Raw genomic sequence first — 22,268 nt, forward strand, 5'->3', positions numbered from 1 at the left:
TCAATTCTTGTTGCCGGGCTGACTGTCCAGCTCGCGAAAGACGATCTTGTGGGCGCTCTTCGGTGCGATGAAGCGAAACGCACTCTCCGGCAACTTCGGCGCCAGGTTCCAGCTCAGCACCGACGCATGTTGTGGCGCACCTTCTGCACCCTTGGTGGTAATGACGATCTTTCTCGGCAGCGGCGCCTTGCCATCCTGGATCCAGATCTGCCAATCGACGTCGTCCTGGCGGAAGGCATAGTGATCACACAGTGTTCCGCCGACGCGACTCTTGCCAAGGTAGATTCCGGACTTGACGTTCTGGGCCAGCGACTCCGGCGCCAGCAAGTCGGCCAGCGGCCACTCCAGGCCGTACTTCGTTTCGGCGAAGTCCAGCATCTCCCTGATCGTCCCCGGAGCCTTCACCGAAGCGTAGTAGTTCTCCAGCTTGCCGTAGAGCGTCAGGGTCTTGCCGTCGTAGTAGAACTGGCGCTGCCTGTCGTCGGCCACCAGGTCCACGCGCAGGCGATCCGGCTTGATCACCGAAATATCGGCGACCGATCCCATCTGGATCTTCTGGCCGCTGTCCAGCACCTGGTCGGTGCTCGAATCGACCCGCAGATTGAACGTCTTGAGCGTTTGCAGGTACTCGCTGGTACGCTTGAGCGCTGCGGCGGCCTCCGGATCAACGGTCGGAGCCGGACTCGCCTCTGCCGCGCCGGCAGGCGCCTTGCCGGCGTCCGCGGCAGCGCCCGAAGCCGTGCCGGCCTCGACGGCGGCGGCGGCTTTGCCAGCCTCTGGCGCAGTAGCGGGCGCCTTGCCAACGGCGGGAGTCTTGCTGGCCTCGGCGGTGCCAGGCGCCTGGCTGGCGACTGGCACCGCCGGAGTGGCCTGCTGCGCGGCGCTGTAAAACGGCACGGCCAGGAGCGCGGCGGCGATCACTGCTAGCGACAAACGATCTGGTTTCATCAGCGAATCTCTCCTCAAAACACGGTGTCAATGGCTGGATGGCGTAGGGCGGCGCAGAGGCTGTCGCGTCGCCACCAACAGCAGGGAGCCTACCACAAGCGCTGGCAAGCTCGCCAAGGAAGCCAGACGGGCGGCGGCGATGCCTATTCTCCCGGCCCCAGAGGCGCCGCCGCCACCCCGGCCCTGCACGCCGGGCAGGTCTTGCATCCCGCCAAGGCCCTGTGTGCGATGATGGCGCCCGCACAGCGCACAAAGCAATGCCAGCCTGCCACCAAGGCCGCGAAACCGCTTGCTGCAAACCGCCTCTCGACGACAAGCCTTGGCGCTTATGGAGACCCGATGATTCCAGCACCCGACCTCGTGCTGTTTGCCGGCGCCGCGCTGCTGATGGTCCTGACGCCGGGTCCGAAAATGATCTACCTGATCTCGCGCTCGATCTGCCAGGGACGAAAAGCGGGCATCGTCTCGCTGCTTGGTGTCGTCGCCGGCTTCGTGGTCCATATGCTGGCCGCTGCCGCCGGCCTTGCCGCCATCTTCCTGGCGGTGCCGCTGGCTTACGAAGTGCTTAAGTGGCTCGGCGCTGCCTATTTACTGTTCCTGGCATGGCAGGCCGTCAAGCCGGGCGCGCGCTCGCCGTTCGAGCCGCAGCGCCTGCCACCGGATTCGCTGCCCAGGCTGTTCGCCATGGGCTTTCTGACCAACGTCCTCAATCCCAAGATCGCGGTCTTCTACCTGTCGGTATTGCCGCAGTTCGTTTCGCCCGCGCACGGATCGGTTTTCCTGCAGAGCGTCACCCTGGGATGCACCCAGATCGCCGTCAGTTTCTCGGTCAACCTGTTATTCACCCTGTTTGCCGCTCAGCTGGCGACCTGGCTCGCGGTAAATCTGCCGTGTGAGCAGCAGCGCCCTTAGTCGCTACCCGGGAGGAGCTTCGCTGGCTGGCGGACCGCCAAAGCTCAGTGCGTCGGCATCACGAAACTGGCGGTGCTGGCCAGCTCCTGCGGCCAGCGACCGGTCGCCGTCTTGAGGCGGGTGTAGAAGTGCACGCCATCGGGACCATGGACCGCGTGGTCGCCGAACAGCGAGCGCTTCCAGCCGCCGAAGCCGTGAAATGCCATCGGCACGGGAATCGGGACGTTGACGCCGACCATCCCGACCTGGATGCGCCGCACGAACTCCCTGGCGGTGCTGCCGCTGCGGGTAAACACGGCGACGCCATTGCCGTATTCGTGGGCGTTGACCAGTTCGACGGCGGCCTCGAAATCGGGCACGCGAACGATGCACAGCACCGGACCGAAGATTTCCTCGCGGTAGATGCGCATCTGTGGCAAGACGCGGTCAAACAGGCAGCCGCCGAGAAAATAGCCGCCCTGGTGACCGGCAATGCGCAGGTCGCGGCCATCGACCACCAGTTCCGCGCCCTCCTCGACGCCGAGATCGACGTAGGCGCGCACCTTGTCGAGATGCTGCCGCGTGACCAGCGGCCCCATTTCCATGCCGGGGTCTGTGCCGGGGCCGATTCGTAGCGAGCGCACGCGCTCATCCAGCGCGGCCACCAGCCGATCGCCGACCCGGCCGACCGCGACCGCCACCGAGATCGCCATGCAGCGTTCGCCGGCAGAACCGTAAGCGGCACCGATCAGCGCATCGACCGCTTGCTCGAGGTCGGCGTCGGGCATCACCAGCAGGTGGTTCTTGGCGCCGCCGAGCGCCTGCACCCGCTTGCCGTGCGCGCAGCCGGTGGCATAGATATACTCGGCGATCGGCGTCGAGCCGACAAAACTGACCGCGGCGACGCGCGCATCGGTCAGCAGGCAGTCAACCGCCTCCTTGTCGCCATGGACGACGTTGAAAACGCCCTTGGGCAGACCCGCCCGAGCGAGCAGATCAGCGATGAACAGGCTGGCCGACGGGTCGCGCTCGGACGGCTTGAGGACGAAGGTGTTGCCGCAGGCCAGCGCGATCGGGACCATCCACATTGGCACCATCACCGGAAAATTGAACGGCGTGATCCCGGCACAGACGCCGATCGGCTGGCGGATCGACCAGCTATCGATGCCGCTGCCGATCTGGTCGGAATACTCGCCCTTCAAGAGATGCGGGATGCCGCAGGCAAACTCGACGACCTCCATGCCGCGAATGATCTCGCCTTTGGCGTCGGCGAGCACCTTGCCGTGCTCGGCGGTCAGGATCGCCGCCAGCTCGTCGAGGTGCTGCTCCAGCAGCTCGCGAAACCTGAACAGCACGCGCGCGCGCCGGAGTGGCGGCGTATCCGACCATGCCGGCAGCGCGGCAGCGGCGGCGTCGATCGCCTGAGCGGTCTGGTCGGCGCTCGCCAGCGGTACGCGCGCCGCAAGTTGCCCGGTGGCCGGATCGAAGACATCGCCCCACCGCGAGCCGGCACCATCAACCAGATGGCCATCGATGAAGTGCCGCAGGTTTTTCAGCTTGTTCATATATGTGAACACCGTGCTTGCTCTTGAATTCGACCCAGTGTAGTTTCGCGCCAATCCAAGTGTCAATCGTATCCACAGCGACGACAGCGAGGTCGACCAGACACTGCCAACGGCGAGCCGCGATTTGCCCAAGGCCACGGTTCCTTCCGTGATCAGGGTGGCGCGCCAGCAGGGCCTGGCGGTGGATGACGAGGAAACGCGTGCGGGAATGTGCTGCCACGGCGCCCCAATCTTCGACGCCGGCGGCCATCAGGCGGTTGCGGCGGTTGCGCTCAGCATGATGAAGACAAACAGCCCACCACCCGGCGCAGAGCGCATCGAGCTGGCGGCAAGGACCGTCCACCAGCTGGCGAGGCTGATGTCGCATCGCCTCGGCATGCTTCCGGGAGGCCGGTAACGACGCGGCTTGCAGAAGGATCGGGCGAGCAACTCGGCATGACGCCCGCCTGCTCCGCACACCGGCCGCCCGCCGCGCTGCTGGCCAGCGCGCCGGCACTCAAGGCCGCCTGCAACGTCGCCGTCGGCTGCAACGACTTCGACCGCGAGGCGATTGCCCGGGCCGGCTTGATGGCCACCGACACCCCCGGCTTGCCGCCGGCTTCGAGAACGAGCCCGCCCTTGATCGGCGCGTCCTGACCCTCGACAATGTCGTGCTGACACCGCCTATCGGATAGTCGACGCGCCCGACGTCCAGCATCCCCCCAACCTGCTCAAGCCGGCAGTCTTTCCCGGCTGAGCCCTCGCCGCAATCAATCCGAAAAGGAGATAGATCCATGCAAATCGGTTTCATCGGACTCGGCCTCATGGGCCGCCCCATGGCGCTGCACCTGGCAAAGGACGGCCACACGCTGCATCTCTGGGCGCGTCGTCCCGCTTCGCTGGAGCCCTTCCAGGCGGTCGACGCCCGGCTGCACGACTCGCCCGCCGAAGTGGCGAAGCACGCCGAGGTGGTGTTCACGATGGTCGCCGACGCCCCCGACGTCGAGGCCGTGGCGCTCGGCGAAACGGGTATCGCCGCCGGCGCCAGGGCAGGACTGATCGTCGTCGACATGAGCACCATCAACCCCAACGCCGCACGCCAGATCGGCGCCAGCCTGGCGGCAAAGGGCATCGAATTCGTCGATGCGCCGGTCTCGGGCGGCGAGGTCGGCGCGATCAATGCGGCCTTGACGATCATGGTCGGCGCCCGGCCGGAGGTTTTCGACAAGGTCAAGCCGCTGTTCGAGAAGATGGGCAAGTCGGTCACCCTGATCGGCGACATCGGCGCCGGACAGGTGGCCAAGGCGTGCAACCAGATCCTCACCGGCGTCGGCGTCGCCGCCCTTGCCGAGGCCTTCAACTTCGCAGCGAAGAACGGTGTGGACACGGCCAGGGTGCGCGAAGCGCTGCTCGGCGGCTTCGCCTACTCGCGGATCCTCGAAAACCACGGCCAGCGAATGCTCGACCGCAACTTCAAGCCGGGCTTCAAGGCCTGGATGCACCAGAAGGACCTGCGCATCGTCATGGAGGAAGCGCACCGTCTCGGGCTGATGCTGCCCGCGGCAGCCGCCACCGCGCAGCTGTTCAATGCCATCGTCGGCAGCGGCATGGGCGAGGACGACTCGATCGCCGCGCTGAAGCTCCTCGAAAAGCTGTCCACGCCGCAATGAAGCTGGGTTTCATCGGTCTCGGCGGGATGGGCCAGCCGATGGCCGGACACCTGCTGGCGGCCGGCCATCAAGTGACCGTCTGGAGCCGCCGCCCGGACTCTGCCGATTCCCTGCTGGCGCTCGGCGCGCGGCGGGCGGCGAACCCGCTGGAGCTGGCAGCGTGCTGCGAGATGGTGTGCACCAACGTCACCGGCAACGCCGACGTCGCCGGCCTGGCACTGCAGCTTCTCGAAGGCCTGGCGCCGGACGGCATTCACGTCGATTTCTCGACCATCGCGCCCTCGGTCGCCCGCGCCATCGCGGCACGGTACGAGGAGCGCGACCGTCATTTTGTCGATGCACCGGTCTCCGGCGGGACCGCCGGCGCGCAAGCGACGACGCTGGCGATTATGTGGGGCGGCAAGGCGGCGCTGGCAGCGCGGCTCGATCCCCTCTTCCGCTGCCTCGGCAAGACCATCGTCCGGGTCGGCGATGCCGGTGCCGGCCAGGTGGCGAAGACCTGCAACCAGCTGATGATGGTCGCGGCCATCGAAGCCTGCGCCGAAGCGGCGCGTTTCGCGCAGGCGGCGGGAATCGACTTTGCCCGGGTGCGTGCCGCGACGCTGGGCGGATCGGCCGGCTCACGCGTGCTCGATTTCTTCGGCGGCAAGATGGTGGCGCGCGACTTCGCCGCCGGCGTCCAGGCGCGCCTCCACCACAAGGACTTCGCGATGGTGATCGACGAGGCGACGCGAATGGCGGTGCCGCTGCCGGTGGCCAGCGCCGTGATGCAGCAGCTTGATGCCCTGATGGCGGCAGCCTGGGGAACGCAGGACACCTCGACGCTGCTCCGGGTCCTGGAAAGGAGCGGGAAAGATTCATTGGCCGACTGACCGGACGCATCGGGAGGCGGTCTTGCCGGCCAGGCCGGCCAGGCCGGCGCGCGGCATCCGGACGTGCCGGACCAGGGTCGCCGACGACAGCAATCCTGCTCGACGCAACGCGCCGGTGCGAAACGTCAGCTCGCGCCGGGCACCGGCGAAGGAAGCCCGGGACACGCCGGCACGTAAGGCGCCTTGCCGAGGTAGCGCTCCCAGTCGGACGCCGCGATGTTGCCGGTCAGCCGCGAGCACGCCTCGGCCAGCAGGTCGTCCGGTCGCAGCAGCCAGGCGCGCGCCGTACCGTCCTGCTCCAGCGTCGCCAGATACCTGCCGCCGGGGCTGAACTGCAGCGACGTCGGCGTCACCACCTGTTCCAGGCGGGCCACCTCGGTCTGCGCGGCGATCTCCCAGACGCGCACGGTATCCTCGGAACCGGTCACGGCGAGGTACCGGCCGTCGGCGCTGAACGCGCACTGGCGGCCGCCGCGCGCCTCGTCGACGGTTCCGATGTCCCTGCCGGTGCTGCTCTCGCGGACCGTTACGGCGGTGTCCGCGGTGTTGATCGCGACCAGACGACCGTCGGCACTGATCGCGCAAACGCTGCCGGCCAGACCGCTGCGCTCGGCACCGACGCGCCTGGCGGCAATTTCGGACAGCGAAGGTGAGCTCCAGACGCGTACGGTCAGCGGCACGCCGATCCGGCTGGCGCTGCCGCGGGTGACTCCGACCACCTGGCCGTCGGAAGCGACGGCGAGCCGATTGTCCACCACCGGCTCGGCCAGGGCGATCGTCGCCAGGAGCTTCTGCGGCTCGACCTGCCACAGCTGCAGCGTCTCGCGATCGCTGGCGCCGGCCAGGTAGCGCGCGTCGGGACTGAGCGCCAGGGCCTTCATCGCGCCCTCGAACGCGAAGCTGCAGCGCGTCTTGCCCGAGCTGGCGTCGATCACCCGGACCTGCCCGGCGGACGCCAGCGCCAGCGACTTGCCGTCGGCGCTGCCCGCGACCGGCGAGGCGGCCGGGCCGAGATCGAGCTGCGCGCTGACTCCGCCGTCCACCAGTTCCCAGGTCTCCGCCATGACGCCGGCTGACGATCCGGTGCCGGACCTTCCGAGCACCCCAAAGCGCGTCTCGCCGACGCTGAAAACCAGCGCGAAGGCTTGCCCGCCGGCGCTGCGGCGCGCGACATCGCTGCCGCGGCCGAGGATCCGCCAGACATCGATGCCCTTGCCGGAAGCGATCGCGACATCGCGTCCGTCGGGGCTGAAGGCCAGCGCCGGAAAGTCGGATTCGGAGGTGAACCGCGCGACGTCGCGATCGCTGCCGCTATCGACGATCCGCAGCGCATGGCCGCCGTCGTCGTCGCGCAGCGCCAGGTGGCGCGCGCCCGGCCCGACCGCCAGCGGGAACTCGCGCCTGACTTCCCACAGCATTTTCCCGTCCTTGACCGTCCAGATCCCCACCTTGGCCGGATTCTCGCCAAAGTGAATCGCCAGGAGCGTCCCGTCGCTGCTGAACAGCGGCGCGCGCGCCAGCGGCGCGGCCGCCGCCAGCGACAGCATTGGCGCGAGCTGGCCCTGCTGCAGCCGGGCCATCGCCCAGATCACCGGCTGGTCGCCGCCGACCAGGCCGGCGAGGTAGGCGCCATCGCGGCTGAACGAAGGCCAGAGAACGCTCGGCAGCCGGGCGGTCTCGCGCCTGCCGGGCAGTTCCACGAGACGCGTCAGACCCTGGTCCCAGCCGCTCCTGGCGTCGTAGCGGCTGCTGCTGACCAGCAGATGCGTGCCGCCAGGCGCGATCGCCACGCCCTGGACGCTGCCAGCGTCGCGAAGACTGGCGAGCGGCGCCGCCGCACCGATGCGCCAGACGTCGATCGCCCCTTCGACGTGGCCCGGGTCGACCGTCGCCAGGAACTGCCCGTCGGCGCTCAGCGCGACGGCGCTGGCGCTGACCGCTCGCTGCCGCCCGCCTGCCGGCTGATAGCTGCCCGCTTCCCAGACGCCGGTCGCGGAAAGAAACCTGCTCGCGGCGATCAACTGCCCGCCAGCGCCGAAAACGATGTCGTCGAAGCGTTCGGCGGGCTCGACGACGGGGTCGAGTCGGGCGACTCGCTGCGGCATGATCGCCAGCGCGCGCCGAATCGCCAGGTCCGCTTCGAGCGCGCGCCCACCGACCGCCGCGAGGCGCCGTACCGCCTCCGCCGCGAGCTGCACGCTGACTTCGACCGGCGAGCTGGTCGATCCCGGGGCCGGCTGCTGCTCGCGCACCCGCTCGGACGCCGACGCCAGCCGGCGCGCGACGGCGTTCGCCTCCTGCCGCGCCGACTCCTGACGCTGGAAGTGAAACAGCGTCCCGAGGATCGCGATCGCCACCAGCGAGACGCCCGTGCCACCGAGCAGCAGCAAGCGGCGGTTGGTCGCCTGCCGGCGGCTGTCGAGGATGTAGCGTGTCTGCAGTTCGGTCGGCTGCGGCGTCTTGCGCGGTCCCAGCGTCAGCCACTGTTCGGCCGCTTTCAGATCGCCGCCACGCAAGGCGAGGCTGGCGTCGCGGCCCTTCGCCTGCCATTCGACCGCTCGCACCAACAGGCGCGTATGCGCCTGCAGCCAATCGAGGTCGGTGTCCACGGCCAGCAGCAGGGTCTGCAGCGCGGTCTCGAAGTCGTCGTCGTCGCGGCAGAAAATCCAGTTCAGCCTGGCCAGCGCCGGCGGCACCTGGGCAGCGTCGGTCTGACGCCAGACGACCGGGATCAGTCGCTTGTTCTGCGCGTCGGCGTGGTCCAGCTCGCGCCGGCAGACCTCAGAGGCGAGAGAATCCGGGCTGAGGACGAAGGCGACCGCCTCGGCGGCGTCGATCGCCGCCTCGATCTGCTGCATCCAGTCGGCGGTCGGCGGAATGCCTTCCCAATCGACCCAGGTCGCGCGGTCGTGCGACAGCAAGCCGCGGTGCAAGCGGTGGACGAAATCCGAGTCCTTACGCGAATAGGAGATGAAGATCGACATGGCGCCACCAGTCTACGCCGCTCGTACCAACCCGGTACACGCGAGCGACCACAATCACCTTCTCGCGGCAGACAACGCTGCCGCAGGGCGAGCGGCGACGGGCGCGCCGTTCGGGGCAAAGGCCAGGGGATCACTGTTGAGCGCCCCCTCCAGGACCGTTAACTCGCGTTGTCGACCCGCAGAGCCGATACCGGTCGGCGCGCACGACCGCCGGGACCGCGGCCGCCGGCGACCACTGGCGAAGCCGAACGATCCGGCGTCGATCGATCCATTCCCGCTTCGACAATTGGCGAGCCCCTGCCCGGCAAGCGCGTACGGGACCGGTACAGAACGTCGCCTCAACGACAAGCGGGCCGCATCCGCAGTCCAGACCGCGACGACCAAGAACTCAACCGGGGGTCCCCGTCGGCATCGCCTCCGGGTTTCGTCCACTTGCTGCCAGCGCCGCGGCAAGCTGCCTGGCGGCGCTTATCGGATCCGCAGGTTCAGGGTGGCGAAACCACTGCCGGGGTACACCGCGGCGGTCGGCGGCTTCGCCGGGATCGGGGCGATCCCGGTCGTGCGCCCGAGCAGTTCCTCCATCGCCACGCGCATCTCCATCCGGGCCAGAGGAGCACCTGGGCAGACGTGAATTCCTGCGCCATAGAGCAGGTTTTCGGCCTGATCGCGGTCCGCCCGATACGCCTCCGGATCCTCGAAAACGCGCCCGTCGCGGTTGGCGGAGATCCAGATCAGCGAAAGCCGTTCGCCGGCGGCGATCGTCCGACCGCCGATTTCAACCGGACGCGTGGTGATGCGCCGATTGGCCACCAGTGGTCCGTGAATGCGCAGGATCTCTTCGATCGCGGCGGGCAGTAACGAGGGCTGTGCGCGCAACTGCTGCTGCAGATCCGGATGCTGCGAGAGGTAGTGGACCAGGATGCCCAGCGCAGCCGAAATCGTGCCGACCTCGCCGACAGTCCAGTTGCGCAGGACGCTGACAATCTCTTCGTCGCGCAACGGGCGGCCCTGCACCTCTTGCCGCAGCAGCGAGCTGGTGATGTCGTCGCCGGCCTGTGCCCCGGCCGCGCGCCGACTCTGCAGCAACTGGTGGACGTAGCCCTCGAACTCGCGGGCGATCTCGGTCATGGCTTGCCGGTCCCGAGCAAAGGTCGCCTGGTGGTTCTTCTGCGTCCAGAGACGCAACGGTTCGCACATCTCGAGCGGCCAGCCGAGCGAGGCACACTGAATCCGGACGGCAAACCAGTGGGCAAAGTCGGCGATGAACTCCAGCTCGTCACGCTCCAGCAGCGATTGCAGAAGGTTCGCGGCGATCTCGCGACATTGCGGCTCGAAGGCATCGACACGTTCTGGCCGAAAGTACGGCATGATCATCCGGCGGAACTCGGTGTGCTCGGGCGGATCCATTCCGTCGGGAACCGAGAGATGTCTGGATACGGCGTTGCTGAAGGTGTCGGGGTCGTTCAGCACGCGGACGATATCCTGGTGGCGAAACAAGGACCACCCGAGAAAATCGCTGTACGCGACCGGACAGCGCTCGCGCATGCCATCGTAGGCAGCGCGCTGATCGCGCTGGACCGCGTCGGATTTTGGATCCCAGTCGTCTTGCAACCTTTCGTTCACGGTCATTCGTTCCTTGTCGTTTCGATGAAGCGTCTGCGGAAGGGGGAGATTCTGGCAATCGCTCCGCGAGCCGCGTGCCAGGCCGCCGCGCGAATGGACAGGCTGCCGTAGGGAGCAAAGTGCGCTGAAAACTGGACGGCCATCGATCGCCGGCTCACGACGCGGGTCAGTCCAGTGGCTTCCAGCCCGGATGCTGGAAGTAGCGGCCGTACCGATTCACGGCGCCCACCGCCTGCGCCGCTCCGGCAGCCGGCGTGGCCGTCGACTTGCCCCGCATGGCGTCGGCGCCGGCGCTCAGTTCGGCGACGACGAGGTGGAGATTTTTGTCGGCAGCGGGCTCGAGCTTGCACTCGGCGACGATGCTGGCGATGTGCGCTTCGACCAGGATGCCGAGCGTCTGGTAGTCCTCCGGCGTCAGCGTCCCTTGGTGGATGGCCGCCGCCTTCGCCGCGAGTGCGGCGCGGATTTCGCTCATGTTCCTGCGCAACGGCTCGTCGGTCGCCCACTTCTTGCCGTGGTGGAGGACCAGCCTGGCCGGTTCGCCGGCGGCGTGCTGGTGTGTATTCTCGGCGAACGCGGGCACCCCGGTGGCGAGCGCGAAAGCCGCCACGAGGGTGGCGACGGGCAGGGCCTGGTGCATCTTCATCGGACTCTCCTCAGCGTTGAACAACGATTGTTTCGGGATCCTCGGCATGCTCGACGAGCAGCGTCCGCACCCGGTCCTGCCAAAGCGATCGAAACAGCGCCGCCTCGTCGGCGGTAGCGCTGCCGCCGAGGCAGCGCGGCAGGAGCGAAACGATGCGCGGATCGGACGGCACGCGGTCGAGCCGGGCGAAGACGGTCACGGAAGCGCCGGTGTCGACCCGCGTGAAGCGAATCTGGCCCGGGATGCCGGCGCCGAAGAACAGCAGGCCGCGCCGGTCGAAGTGCCCGCCGATCCCTTTGAAGCCGGTGTCGTGGGTCGCGCCGGTCACCAGGCTCGCGACATTGGCAACGACACCGGTGACCCCTGCCAGCTGCTCGTCGCGCAGTTCGACGCGGATGCCGCCGCGCTCCGGCAGCGCCTCGGGGTACAGAGCCCGCAAGGCAGCGCGAGTCATCAGATACGCGCCAGCGACGGTCGGGCACGAATGCCCGGCGAGCCTGACCGCGTCGCCGTAGGTGTAGTCGATGACGCCGTCTTCCGCCGCGCCAAGGAATCGGGCCAGCGGGTCGCGCACCGTGATGCGCGGCGCGGCGTCAAAAAATTCCGGGAAATGCATGGTCTCGTTCTCCCTGGTTGCCGATGCGGTGCTTGCGATAGTCGAGTCGTGTGTATATGATAGTATCTAATTACTTACTTGCAAGTCCTTTCAGGAAAAGATTTTGCCGATCTCATGAATCCCCCGACCACCGATCATCCGGCACCGCGCCAGCGCCTGAGCAGCGACCAGCGACAGCGGGAGATCGTCGCCAACGTCCTCGCGCTCGCCCGCGAGCGTGGCCCCGATGCGATCACGACGCAAGCCATCGCCGACCGGATCGGCGTCACCCAGGGCGCGATCTTCCGGCACTTTCCTGACAAGGAGGCGATCTGGCTGGCGGTATTTGGCTGGGTCCGCGAATCGCTCGGCACCGTGCTGGCGACGGCAATCGAGCAGCCCGGGTCGCCGCTGGCGAGGATCGAGGCTGCGTTCCTCGCGCACGTGGCGTTCATCGCGGCCAACCCCGGCGTTCCCCGCGTGCTGTTTCATGAACTGCAGTACCCGGGGGATTCGCCGGTGCGCGCCGAAGTCCGGGCGATGGTCTCGGGCTACCGCGAGCGGCTGGCGTTGCTGTTCGCCGAGGCCAAGGTGGCCGGCGAGCTTGCCGCCGATCTGGATTCCGCGCTGGCGCCGGTACTGTTCATCGGGGCCGTGCAGGGACTGGTGATCGAGTCCGCACTGGCCGGCGACGAGTCCGGAATGATCAAGCGCGCGCGGCTGATGTTTCCCTTGCTGCTCGACGGCTATCGCGGCCGTAGCCAGCGATGAACGCGCCAGCGCCATTGGCCCGCCAGGCGGGACCGATCGCCTTCGCCGTCGCCGCCGCCATGCGCTCGGCCCGACCACCGCCAGCCGCGTGGCAGGCGTGCTCGTCGACCCGGGCGATACGGTCACCAGCGGCCAATTGCTCGCCGAACTCGGTCCGCTCGACCTCGACAACCGCTTGGCCTGTGGGTCAGGACCCGCATCGACCAGGGGCAGGCCGGCGAGGATCGCGCCGCTTGAGCCGGGATCGGCGCGGAAGCCGAACGGGCAGCACCGGCTCCAGGGATTCGCCGGCAGTCAAGCGCCTATGCCTCGTCAATCCCCCGGCGCTGGCGCATTGCGCGCCCGACGCGGGCAAGCTCGTCATCGCTCAGCAAACGCGCCGCCATCGGCAACAGCTCCCTTTCCTCGCGCTCGATGTGGCGCTCATACCGACCCGCCAGCGCCTCGACATCGTCGGCGACGAGCGCTACGCCCTCGCCCGCCGCGATCCTATCGAGGATCCCGCGCAGGTGCTGCCAGCAGGCTTCAAGGGCGCGGTGATCGGCCGTCAAGGCTGCGATCATTTCGCGCAGGCAGATCGCGTCCGACCCCGCCATCGACTCGATCAGCGCCGGGAAGAGATCGTCTTCCTCGTCGGCATGATGGTCCAGGGCCGCTTTGTCGAAGTAGCGCATCAGCCGGGTCGCCGCGGTGCGCGCGTCGTCGTCGACGCCACCGGCAAGGAGGTGCGGAACCAGGCGCCGCAAGCTTGCGCAGTGCGCTGCGATGCGGCCGTGGCAAGCCGAAAGCATCGCCAGCGGCGCCTCGGTCCCGGCCACTGGTGCGGGAAATAACGGCACCCCTGTCGTCACATCACGGTCCGGTCACGCGGCCGGCTTGGCGCCGCTGGCCGAAGACTGCGCCGCCGCCTTCAGGTGGCGAGCGGTACAGTCCCGACCGATGGCCAGCGAGCCGACGATCGCGCCAGTTCCGTCGCGCACTAGGCCGAAGCTCAGTTCCACGTACAGCTTGCTGCCGTCCCGGTGCACCGAGCGGGTGGTCAGCACCTGGTTCCGGTATCTGGTCTGACCGGAGTCGATGGCTTTGTAGAAGCCGTCCCAGTGCGCCTTCCGGAGTCGCTCCGGAATGATCACGTCCAGGCTCTCGCCCAGGACTTCGGCAGCGGAATGGCCAAACACCTTTTCGGCGCAGGAGTTCCAGACGCGGATCGTTCCCGCGCGGTCGGCGAAGATAATCACGTCAGGAGCCTGTGCCACTAGCGCCTGAAACAGATCAAAGCCGGCGTGCGCCAACTCGGCAGTCGCGTGCATCGTGGAACTCCTTGCCAATCAATCGAACGAAACCGGCGGACGACACTTCGCCGGCAAGTGCCCGCGACGCAAGGTCCGACGCTTGGCCGCCCGGTCTCCCGCGGTGGAAGTCAGTACCTGACCGCAGACCACGGGGCTACCGGTGCCCGAACAGTCGTTGCCGGCGACCCAGCATCGTATTATATCACGGACTGCTATAGTTGGCCGAACAGCGGGGCAAGCGAGGACAACGCTTACCAACGGGTGTTTCGTTCCTGTCCCGTGCAAACGAAAGCGTCATCCCATGGTACCAACAGCCCGAGGCGACACTAATGAACCCGATCACTCCCGAGCCACCTGGCCACGGCCTGTCGACGCTCTGCATTCACGCCGGCACGCATGTGGACCAGGCCACCGGCGGCGCGTGCAGCCCGATCTTCACGTCCACGGCCTACGCATTTCCGAATCCGGCCAACGAGACCATCTACCCGCGTCACTTCAACACGCCCAACCAGCAGGTCATCAACCGCAAGCTGGCGGCGCTCGAAAAGGGCGAGGCGGCACTCGTCTTCGGCTCGGGAATGGCGGCGGTTTCGACCTTGCTGCTGGCCCATCTCAACCCTGGCGAGCATGCGATTTTCCAGAACGATCTCTACGGCGGCAGCATGCAGCTGATCACCCGCGAGTTGCAGCGACTCGGCATTCAGGTTTCCTGGGGCGCGAACGTCGACCAGTTCGCCGCTGCCCTGCGCCCCGAGACGCGGCTGATCTACGTCGAAGCGCCGTCCAATCCGCTGCTGCATTGCGTGGACCTGGCCGAGCTGGCCACGCTCGGCAAACGCCACGGGGTGATGACCGTCATCGACAACACCTTCGCGACGCCGATCAACCAGAACCCGATCCCGCTCGGCATCGACGCCGTCCTGCACAGTGCGACCAAGTACCTCAACGGCCACAGCGACGTGAACGCGGGCGTGGTCGTCTCCTCCGCCGAGGTAGTCGGCCGGATCACGGCGAATGCCGTGCACTTTGGCGGCACGCTTGATGCGCACGCCTGTTCGCAGCTCGAGCGCGGCCTGAAGACGCTGGCCCTGCGCGTGCAACGGCACAACGAGAACGCCGAGACCCTCGCGCGCTTCCTCGCCGCGCATCCGGCCGTGTCGCGCGTCAACTATCCCGGGCTGCCCGGGCATCCCGACCACGCCATCGCCGCGCGCCAGATGCGCGGTTATGGCGGCATGCTGTCGTTCGAGCTGCGTCAGCCCGACCAGGTCGATCGCTTGCTGAACCGCCTGCGCATCGTCATGCCGGCCTTGAGTCTCGGCGGCGTGGAAAGCCTGATCTGCGTTCCCGGCCGCAGTACGCACCGCACGATGACGCCCGCCGAGCGCCAGCGTGCCGGTATCAGCGATAGTTTGTTGCGGGTCTCGGTCGGCATCGAGGATGCCACAGACCTGCTCGGGGACTTCGCCGAAGCGCTCGCCATGGAATCACCGTCGTCCGCAACCACCACCAAGTAATCATACTCATGAACATCGCCGACAACGCACCGCCTGCCCCATTGATGATCCTTGGCGAGGTGGCTTCTTCCGGCCTCGCCCGCGGGCGTGCCCTGCTCTGCGATTGCGCCAGAAGGCAGACGGCCGTTCCGCGCCGGGAGGTGAATGAGGAGGAGGCGCAAGGTGAGGTCGAGCGTTTCGACACCGCCGTCGCTGTCGCCGAGGAAAAACTGCTGGAGGTTCAAGAGCGCCTCCGGCGAACTTTGGGGAACGACGAGGCGGAGATTTTTGAAGCCCAGATCCTCCTCCTGCGCGACGTGCACCTGCGCGATGCCGTGCGTGCGCTGTGCCTTGACGGTCGAATGAACGTCGAGGCCGCGGTCGAAGAAGCGATCAGGGAATTGATGGCCTTGTTCGGTCGCCTCGAAGACCCCTACTTTCGCGAGCGCGCCGCCGATCTGCACGACGTCGGCAAGCGCCTCCTCGATCACCTGGCGGAGAACGGGCCCGCGGATCTTCCTGTCCTTCACGATGGATGCGTGATTGTCACCCACGAGTTGCTCGCCTCGGTCGTCGCGCAGCTGGAAGGCCACGGCGTACGTGGGCTGATCGTCGAAAAAGGCGGCCTCACCGCCCACGCCACCATCCTCGCCCGCTCGCTCGGCATTCCGATGCTGGTGCAGGTGCCGGACGCGACCCGCAAAATCGGCGCGGGCGACCTGGTGATCGTCGATGCCTTGGCCGGACGCGTCTTCGTCAACCCGCAGCCCGGGATCCTGCGCAAGTACGATCAACTGGAGGCCAACCTGAAAGCGCACCAGGGCGTCTTGAAAGGCTTGATTGGCCTGCCGACAGTCACCCAGGATGGCGTCGAAATCCGGCTCTGCGCCAACATCGGCCAGACCGCCGATGCGCTGGCCGCCGCGAACGTCAAGGCCGATGGGGTCGGACTGTACCGCACCGAGTTCGTCTTCCTGGTCCAGGATCATTTCCCTGCGGAAGACGAGCAATACCAGTTCTACCGCGCCACGGCGGAGCACCTGCGACCGTCGGAAACCGTAATCCGCCTCCTCGATGTCGGCAGCGACAAGCCGCTCAGCTATTTCCCGCTGCCACGCGAAGCCAATCCGGCCATGGGCTGTCGCGGCACCAGGCTGCTGCTCGCCCATCCCGCGCTGCTGAATACGCAACTGCGGGCCATACTCCGGCTTAGCGCATCGCATCCGGTCGCCATTCTCCTGCCGATGATCGACGGCATCGACGAACTGCGCGCGGCCAAGGCGGCGATCGAAAGCGCCAAAAAAGAACTCGCCGAAGCGGGCCCTTCTTTCGACCCTTGCATTCCCGTCGGCGCGATGATCGAAACGCCGTCCGCGGCGATCCTCGTCGGGCAACTGGCCGACGAGGTCGATTTCCTCAGCGTCGGCACCAACGACCTCGTCCAGTTCCTGCTGGCTGCCGACCGGATACGTGGCGAAATGGCGTCCACCTACGACCCCCTGCATCCGGCGGTCATCCAGGTGCTGGCGACGCTGGCGAGCGTGGCCAGGAGCAAGGGCAAACCGATCTCCCTGTGCGGCGAAATCGCCAGCGACCCCGCCTATACAAACCTCTTGATCGGCCTGGGATTTCGCAGCTTCAGCGTCGCTGCCGGCCGGCTACTGGAGATCAAGCACGCGATTCGCTCGACCAGTCTTCAAGACGCTGAAAGACTGGCCGGGCAGGTTCTGCCATTGAGTTCAACTCGCGACATCAGGGCGCGCGTGCAGGACGACTGGAATCGGCGCCGGCCGGTATCCTCGCCCGAACTCGACCCGGCACCGTCCGCCACCAGCACAACACCGCTTCCGGTGACCCACAACGCCGTTCTGCAGCGCTTTGAATCGCAGGCGGGCAATTCGGGTCTGGCATTCTTGAGCTACCTCGTCGAAGGAGATCGCGTCATTCTGAATCGCACCTTCGTACCCGACGAACGGCGCGGACACGGAATTGCCGCTGAACTGGTCCGCGTCGCGCTCGACGAGGCGCGGCAACGACGCTGGAAAATTGTCCCCCGTTGTTCGTACGTTGCCCGGTTCATCGACCGCCACCCGCAATTCTCCGACCTGGTGAGCCAGCAGGAGCGAGAACTGGAGTGAACGAACAGCGCCGATGCCAATAGAGGGCGGTCGAAGCCGGCGCCGGTGCATGCCGACCAGCGTGTCGCCGTCTTGCCGGTGTTCAAGGGAGGCCAAGTTACGGGGATTGCCCGTCCTGCCGGCACTTGCATCCCGGCTTCTGACCTCCGCGACCAGGGCGATATTGCCAAGGTGCAGGAGTGGCTCGGTCATGCCGGCATCGCCACCACCCGCCCTTTATGACCACCGCAGGACCAGGCCGGAGGACAGCCCGATTTTCAAGGTCGCGTATTGATGTTCTGGCCGAGAGCAGTCGAATCGAGGTTCAGCAGCACAAGTGGGCGCTCCGGCTTCTGGTGTCAGGGTTTGAGCAGAAGGCGCAAATTGGCTTCGTCAAGCAACCGCTCCGCAATCACAGCCGCCAGCAAGTCGAAGCAAAGACAAGCCGTGAACTTCATTTCACTGCGCTCCGCAAGTCGCACGCCAAACGCGGTCCTGGCGGAATGATCGGCCGGCCGCTGCAGCAGTTCAGGCACCGGGACTCCAGCGTCGATTTCCACCCACAGCTCGTCCACCCGCGCGCGGCCAATCTCACCTAGTCTCAACGCCAATGCACTATTGACTGCACCGCCGGCAAATGTCCACCAACGCTGCCGTCCAGACGGCAGGTGCTCCAGCAGGAGCGATCCCTGGCGCTCGGGTGCGAAGATCAGGTGACGAACTTCATCGAGTTGCCGAATGCCCCGCTTCGACAGGCCCAACTCCGCATCGCCTTCCTTCAACAACACCCGGCGCATGGCCTGACAGACCTCGAAACCCAAGCAGCGAGAGGTTCCGAGCCAGCGCGATTTGCCTTTCTCGTCGCTCGGCTCCAGCCACACCGTGCGCTTGGACCACTCAACTGACATCACCTTCCAGCTTCGGCCACCAAGCAGGAGGACCGTCGGGCCGTTCTCTTGCTGCTGAACCGCCATCGGATCGACATGACCCAGCTCGGTGGAACCGTGGCGTGCCGTCAGCGTCATCGGGCTTGCAAACGCCGACAGCAGATCAAGGAAATGAGCGCGCCCGAACAGCCTTTCGCCTTCCGGCCCGATCGACACGAGGCCGCTGCTGACGAACAGGATGCCCTTGCCCGCCATGAAATCGAACACCGTCGCCACAGTCTCCGGATCGAGGTCGGGGAACTGTGTGCGAGCGACGCCGATCACCTCGTGCGCAGGCAGGCCGGGGTATTCGAGCACGAGCGCCATCATCTGCTGCGCCACCATGTGCCACGGCAGCGGCGGTGGCGTGATGTGCTCGACATACCTCTCGCGCCACAGCGTGGTGATCGCACAAGCCAGCAGGAAGGCCTCGTCGGTCGTCGTCAGGAAGAGGTAGTTGCGGCGGCTGCCGGTGCGCCGGCCGGTGCGCCCCATCCGCTGCAGAAATGAAGACACGGTACTCGGGGAGTCGATCTGAATCACGAAGTCCAGGTCACCGACATCGATCCCCAACTCCAGCGTGCTGGTGGCGACGATCACGCAGTCCTGCTCTTCGGCGAAAGCGGTTTCGGCAAGCTTCCGCTCGGACGCACTCAAGGACGAATGCGAGACGAAGGTCCGGGTGTTCAAGCTGCGCAGCGCCACCCCCAGTTCTTCCACCCTGGAGCGGCTGTCACAGAAGACCAGACGTTTCGAGCCACGGTGCAGCCGTGCGATCACCGTCGCGGCATTGGCCATCGAGCCCACATGATCGATGGTGACATCGGCGTCCGTGCTGACCGATGACGAGCCGACGATCTGTCGCTCACCCGACCCGGCAAACCAATCCAGCAGTTCATCCGGGTTGCCCACCGTCGCGGACAAGCCAAGCCTTTGAATCGGCTGCCTGGCATACGCCTCGATCCGCTTGATCACGGCGCGCAGGTGCCACCCACGGTCGTCACCGGCAAACGCATGCAGTTCATCAGCGATGACGACGCGGACATCGCCGAACCATGACGCTCGATCGACCTTCGTCGAAATGAGCATCGCTTCAAGAGATTCCGGCGTCGTCAGCAGGATGTCCGGCGCCGAGCGCCTGGCCCGCGCCTTGGCACCCTGCCCGACATCACCGTGCCACACCTGCACGGTCCTGCCGACGAAGCCGGCATAGCGCGACAGCCTCGACTCAAGGTTGTTGAGCAGCGCCTTGATCGGGCACACATAGAGAACGCTCGGCCCCGGCCACTCCTCGGTCGCCATGCGCGACAACACCGGGATGAATGCCGCTTCTGTCTTGCCCCCGGCCGTCGGCGCCAGAATCAGGCAATGTTTCCCGTCAAGGATCGGCACTACCGCATCCGCCTGCGTCGAGCGCAGACCAGTCCAGCCCATCGAATTGACGATGTGATACTGCAACGCCCCGTGCAGGCGCTCGAAAGCGTCCGCGCTCACGAACAGCCGCCCAGAGGGCCCAACCGCTTACAGATCGATATCATCGACCGAGCTCACGCCCACGGACGCACGTTCCTGCGCCGTCATCTCGCTCTCCGAAATCGTCAGCGCATAGTGCTGGCGAGGGTCGAAGTCCTCGAACTGATCGACGCGGTCCATCACGTCGGCAACCAGCTTCTTCAGGAACAACCGGGGTGACACGCCGACCTTGCCGCCCAGGTTGCCAGTCACCGCCCTGGCCAGGGATTCGAGGTAGGCGTCATCGACCAAAGCGCGAACCCGGTCGCCGGCAACAGCGCCATCGGCATAGATGTCCCGCACCTTGCGCCCTACCTCGAGCAGCGAATGGTGTCCGAAGGCAGGCAGACGTACCTGCACCGCCCGCGGATTGTCGAATCGCGAGTCGGTGGCGAAATCAACATGCAACCGTTGCGCCAGCGGAGCAAGACGTTGAACGCCCTGTGCACCTTCGTAAAAAGCCCGGGTGCCGGTGATCAAGAGATAAAGCCCCGGAAAGTGGCCGGCGTCGATTTCGTCGATCCACTGGCGCAGCGCGTTCAGGCCCCGCTCGCGGGTATCGGCACGCATACGTTGCAGGGTCTCGACTTCGTCCAGGACCAGGAGCAGACCGCCATAGCCCGAGTCGCGCAGCATGGTCAGCAAGCCGGACAGGAAGTTGGTCGCGCCGAAGTGATCGATATCGCCCTTCACACCAGCCGAGCGCCGAATCGATGTCGCGACATTGGGCTGGCCGCTGAGCCAGGCCATCAGTCCATCGGCCGTGGCGTTGTCGCCAGCCTGCAGCGCGCGGCGGTAGGCGCGGAGTGTGGCTGAAAAGGCCGGCGCCACCTTGGTCACACCGGTCAATCTCGCTTCCATCAGTGCTTCAGTCCTGGCGAGCAAGATCACTTCATCCGTCGGGTCCAGGCTGGTGTCCTCCTGCACGTCGCGCTCCAGCGCGTAAAACCAGCCATCGACGATGCCACGGAAGGCGCCCTCGCCACTGTCCGCCGTGGCGATGCGCTCGACCAACCGGCGGTATACCGTTTCCAGGCGATGCAGCGGTGTTTCGGTTTCGGATATCTGTACCTCGCTGGTTGCCAGTCCGCGCGCCCGGGCTCGTTCTTGCAGCCAACGGCCAAAGAAGGTCTTGCCCGAGCCGTATTCACCGCGAATAGCCTTGAAGGATCCGCGCCCGGAAGCTACCGCTTCCAGCTCTTCATCAAGCCTTCCTTGAAGGCGACCATAGCCCACGGCCAGCGCACCCAGGCCAGCTTTGGGGACCGTGCCGCGTCTCAAGGCCTCGATGACCTCGGCTCTGCGCTGCGGATTAATCACTTGTGAAGCCTCCTTGCACATTTCTCTCCGTAGCAGCGATGTCAAACGACGGAAACTCGCCGTCGGGAAGCTTGCGGCTGACAACAATTGGTAGCATTGGATTCGCCTAGGACGGCCAAAAGACGGCCAATGCCTTGGCCTGCGGACTACCGAACGGCAGCTTCATATCTGCCAGCTGCGCCTGTATATGTTCGCTTGCCGCTTCAACCCAGCCGGTGATCCGCGGCGCCGGAGAACCAAATGCAACGGGCTCCGAGCGGAGCGAACAGGCACCTAGCAGTTGCATCACCTCCCAGTCTCTTCGCAACTCAAAGGTATCGCCAACCGCCACGACGGCGGCAACAACGCGGCTGCCCGGCACGCTCGTGTCGGTGACACGGCTTGAGATTTCCACCACAAGAAGCGGCGAGTCGAGCCCGTCAAGCACGCATAGTGAGCCCAGCATCCGCTCGGACTGATGGAGTGCCTTTTCCATAAGAGGATGCCCGACGCCCATCAGCTCGCCTTCGCTTGGGCTGGATTTGCGATCAAACACAACGTTCTCATACGATTTCTTGATCGCGTGCGTGGTCAGCCAGTCTTCAGGCGTCTTGAACGAGAGGGCCAAGCCGTCGGCCTTGGGCCTCCGCCGATTGAACACAAGGCAGTTCTCGAAGAACGGGAGCAGATCGGGGAGATCCAACGGTGGGACGTCCTCCAGGTCAGACAGATCGAAGCTCTGAGCATGTCCGACCAAGTCGTGAACGGCTCTTATTGCGGACTCACCGCCAAGCGTGCCGCTGTTGAGGTCAAGCCATTCCCCCAATCGCTCCCGCTCGACACCAACAGCTCCGCTGAACAGGCCATCAAACAGCTTCACTGCGCTCATTCCGAGGACCAACTGCATCAGGTCCTCCGGTTCGTCCATGGCCGGGCCGATAGCCCGCATGATGCTGTTCAACTTCAGATTTCCTGATCCCGGCCGGGAATGTAGGTAGAATTCCGGAATTGCGAGTAGCACTTTATTTCGAAGGCCATAATTTTCGTATGGCATAGACCAAGCGTCGCTAGGAGTGCAAGGA

At 66.2% G+C, this 22,268-nt stretch carries 17 protein-coding genes and 3 pseudogenes; 9 read left to right on the forward strand and 11 right to left on the reverse strand.

The features are described from left to right. Positions 1-948 (reverse strand): DUF2092 domain-containing protein, encoded by a 948-nt coding sequence (locus tag Q1L50_RS12880; RefSeq protein WP_300339370.1) that lies wholly within the window; start codon positions 946-948, stop codon positions 1-3. 339 nt (positions 949-1,287) lie between these two features. On the opposite strand from Q1L50_RS12880, the pseudogene Q1L50_RS12885 reads away from it, so the two are divergent. After that, positions 1,288-1,821, forward strand: a pseudogene (locus tag Q1L50_RS12885) (LysE family translocator); the annotation flags it as partial. Positions 1,822-1,904: 83 nt separating this feature from the next. Here Q1L50_RS12885 and Q1L50_RS12890 read toward each other — a convergent pair. Continuing rightward, positions 1,905-3,404 (reverse strand): CoA-acylating methylmalonate-semialdehyde dehydrogenase, encoded by a 1,500-nt coding sequence (locus Q1L50_RS12890; protein ID WP_300339372.1) that lies wholly within the window; start codon positions 3,402-3,404, stop codon positions 1,905-1,907. A gap of 124 nt (positions 3,405-3,528) precedes the next feature. On the opposite strand from Q1L50_RS12890, the gene Q1L50_RS12895 reads away from it, so the two are divergent. The 4 genes and pseudogenes from Q1L50_RS12895 to Q1L50_RS12910 form a co-directional block, all read left to right on the forward strand. Next, entirely contained in the window at positions 3,529-3,801 is a 273-nt protein-coding gene (locus Q1L50_RS12895; protein ID WP_300339373.1) for an IclR family transcriptional regulator C-terminal domain-containing protein, read from the forward strand. A gap of 38 nt (positions 3,802-3,839) precedes the next feature. Further along, positions 3,840-4,040, forward strand: a complete 201-nt coding sequence (locus Q1L50_RS12900) for a hypothetical protein (RefSeq protein ID WP_300339375.1) — start codon at positions 3,840-3,842, stop codon at positions 4,038-4,040. A 137-nt stretch (positions 4,041-4,177) separates the two neighbouring features. After that, entirely contained in the window at positions 4,178-5,053 is an 876-nt protein-coding gene (locus tag Q1L50_RS12905) for an NAD(P)-dependent oxidoreductase (protein WP_300339377.1), read from the forward strand. Next, positions 5,017-5,925, forward strand: a pseudogene (locus Q1L50_RS12910) (NAD(P)-dependent oxidoreductase); the annotation flags it as partial. The gene Q1L50_RS12905 and the pseudogene Q1L50_RS12910, both read left to right, overlap by 37 nt. Before the next feature lie 125 nt (positions 5,926-6,050). On the opposite strand, the gene Q1L50_RS12915 reads toward Q1L50_RS12910, so the two are convergent. The 4 genes from Q1L50_RS12915 to Q1L50_RS12930 form a co-directional block, all read right to left on the reverse strand. Next, complete coding sequence (locus Q1L50_RS12915) at positions 6,051-8,909, reverse strand: TIR domain-containing protein (protein WP_300339381.1); 2,859 nt, start codon at positions 8,907-8,909, stop codon at positions 6,051-6,053. 468 nt (positions 8,910-9,377) lie between these two features. After that, positions 9,378-10,538, reverse strand: coding sequence for a cytochrome P450 (locus Q1L50_RS12920; RefSeq protein WP_300339383.1), 1,161 nt, complete (start codon positions 10,536-10,538; stop codon positions 9,378-9,380). 160 nt (positions 10,539-10,698) lie between these two features. Continuing rightward, complete coding sequence (locus Q1L50_RS12925) at positions 10,699-11,172, reverse strand: hypothetical protein (RefSeq protein ID WP_300339385.1); 474 nt, start codon at positions 11,170-11,172, stop codon at positions 10,699-10,701. Between the two features lie 16 nt (positions 11,173-11,188). After that, positions 11,189-11,794, reverse strand: a complete 606-nt coding sequence (locus Q1L50_RS12930) for a hypothetical protein (protein WP_300339387.1) — start codon at positions 11,792-11,794, stop codon at positions 11,189-11,191. 114 nt (positions 11,795-11,908) lie between these two features. On the opposite strand from Q1L50_RS12930, the gene Q1L50_RS12935 reads away from it, so the two are divergent. After that, positions 11,909-12,544, forward strand: coding sequence for a TetR/AcrR family transcriptional regulator (locus Q1L50_RS12935; protein WP_300339389.1), 636 nt, complete (start codon positions 11,909-11,911; stop codon positions 12,542-12,544). A gap of 302 nt (positions 12,545-12,846) precedes the next feature. Here the strand turns inward: Q1L50_RS12935 and Q1L50_RS12940 are convergent, their stop codons facing one another. Then, complete coding sequence (locus tag Q1L50_RS12940) at positions 12,847-13,335, reverse strand: hemerythrin domain-containing protein (RefSeq protein WP_300339400.1); 489 nt, start codon at positions 13,333-13,335, stop codon at positions 12,847-12,849. A gap of 72 nt (positions 13,336-13,407) precedes the next feature. After that, entirely contained in the window at positions 13,408-13,854 is a 447-nt protein-coding gene (locus Q1L50_RS12945; RefSeq protein ID WP_300339390.1) for a PAS domain S-box protein, read from the reverse strand. 311 nt (positions 13,855-14,165) lie between these two features. Between Q1L50_RS12945 and Q1L50_RS12950 the strand changes: the two genes are divergently transcribed. The 3 genes and pseudogenes from Q1L50_RS12950 to Q1L50_RS12960 form a co-directional block, all read left to right on the forward strand. Next, complete coding sequence (locus Q1L50_RS12950) at positions 14,166-15,353, forward strand: PLP-dependent aspartate aminotransferase family protein (protein ID WP_300339391.1); 1,188 nt, start codon at positions 14,166-14,168, stop codon at positions 15,351-15,353. An 8-nt stretch (positions 15,354-15,361) separates the two neighbouring features. After that, positions 15,362-17,470 carry a phosphoenolpyruvate--protein phosphotransferase gene (ptsP, locus tag Q1L50_RS12955; RefSeq protein ID WP_300339392.1) on the forward strand — a complete coding sequence of 703 codons (2,109 nt, stop codon included), beginning with the start codon at positions 15,362-15,364 and terminating at the stop codon, positions 17,468-17,470. Between the two features lie 153 nt (positions 17,471-17,623). Further along, a pseudogene (locus Q1L50_RS12960) lies at positions 17,624-17,744 on the forward strand (integrase); the annotation flags it as partial. 64 nt (positions 17,745-17,808) lie between these two features. On the opposite strand, the gene Q1L50_RS12965 reads toward Q1L50_RS12960, so the two are convergent. The 3 genes from Q1L50_RS12965 to Q1L50_RS12975 all read right to left on the reverse strand — a co-directional run bounded on the left by Q1L50_RS12965 (position 17,809) and on the right by Q1L50_RS12975 (position 22,147). Then, positions 17,809-19,809, reverse strand: coding sequence for a DEAD/DEAH box helicase (locus Q1L50_RS12965; RefSeq protein ID WP_300339402.1), 2,001 nt, complete (start codon positions 19,807-19,809; stop codon positions 17,809-17,811). Positions 19,810-19,896: 87 nt separating this feature from the next. Beyond that, positions 19,897-21,207 (reverse strand): BREX system ATP-binding protein BrxD, encoded by a 1,311-nt coding sequence (gene brxD, locus Q1L50_RS12970; protein ID WP_300339394.1) that lies wholly within the window; start codon positions 21,205-21,207, stop codon positions 19,897-19,899. Positions 21,208-21,313: 106 nt separating this feature from the next. Continuing rightward, on the reverse strand, positions 21,314-22,147 hold the full coding sequence (locus Q1L50_RS12975) for a hypothetical protein (RefSeq protein ID WP_300339395.1): 834 nt from the start codon (positions 22,145-22,147) through the stop codon (positions 21,314-21,316). Positions 22,148-22,268 lie beyond the last annotated feature (121 nt).

Origin of the sequence: Accumulibacter sp. (assembly GCF_029255145.1) — a bacterium.
In the GTDB taxonomy this organism is placed as follows: Bacteria; Pseudomonadota; Gammaproteobacteria; order Burkholderiales; family Rhodocyclaceae; genus Accumulibacter.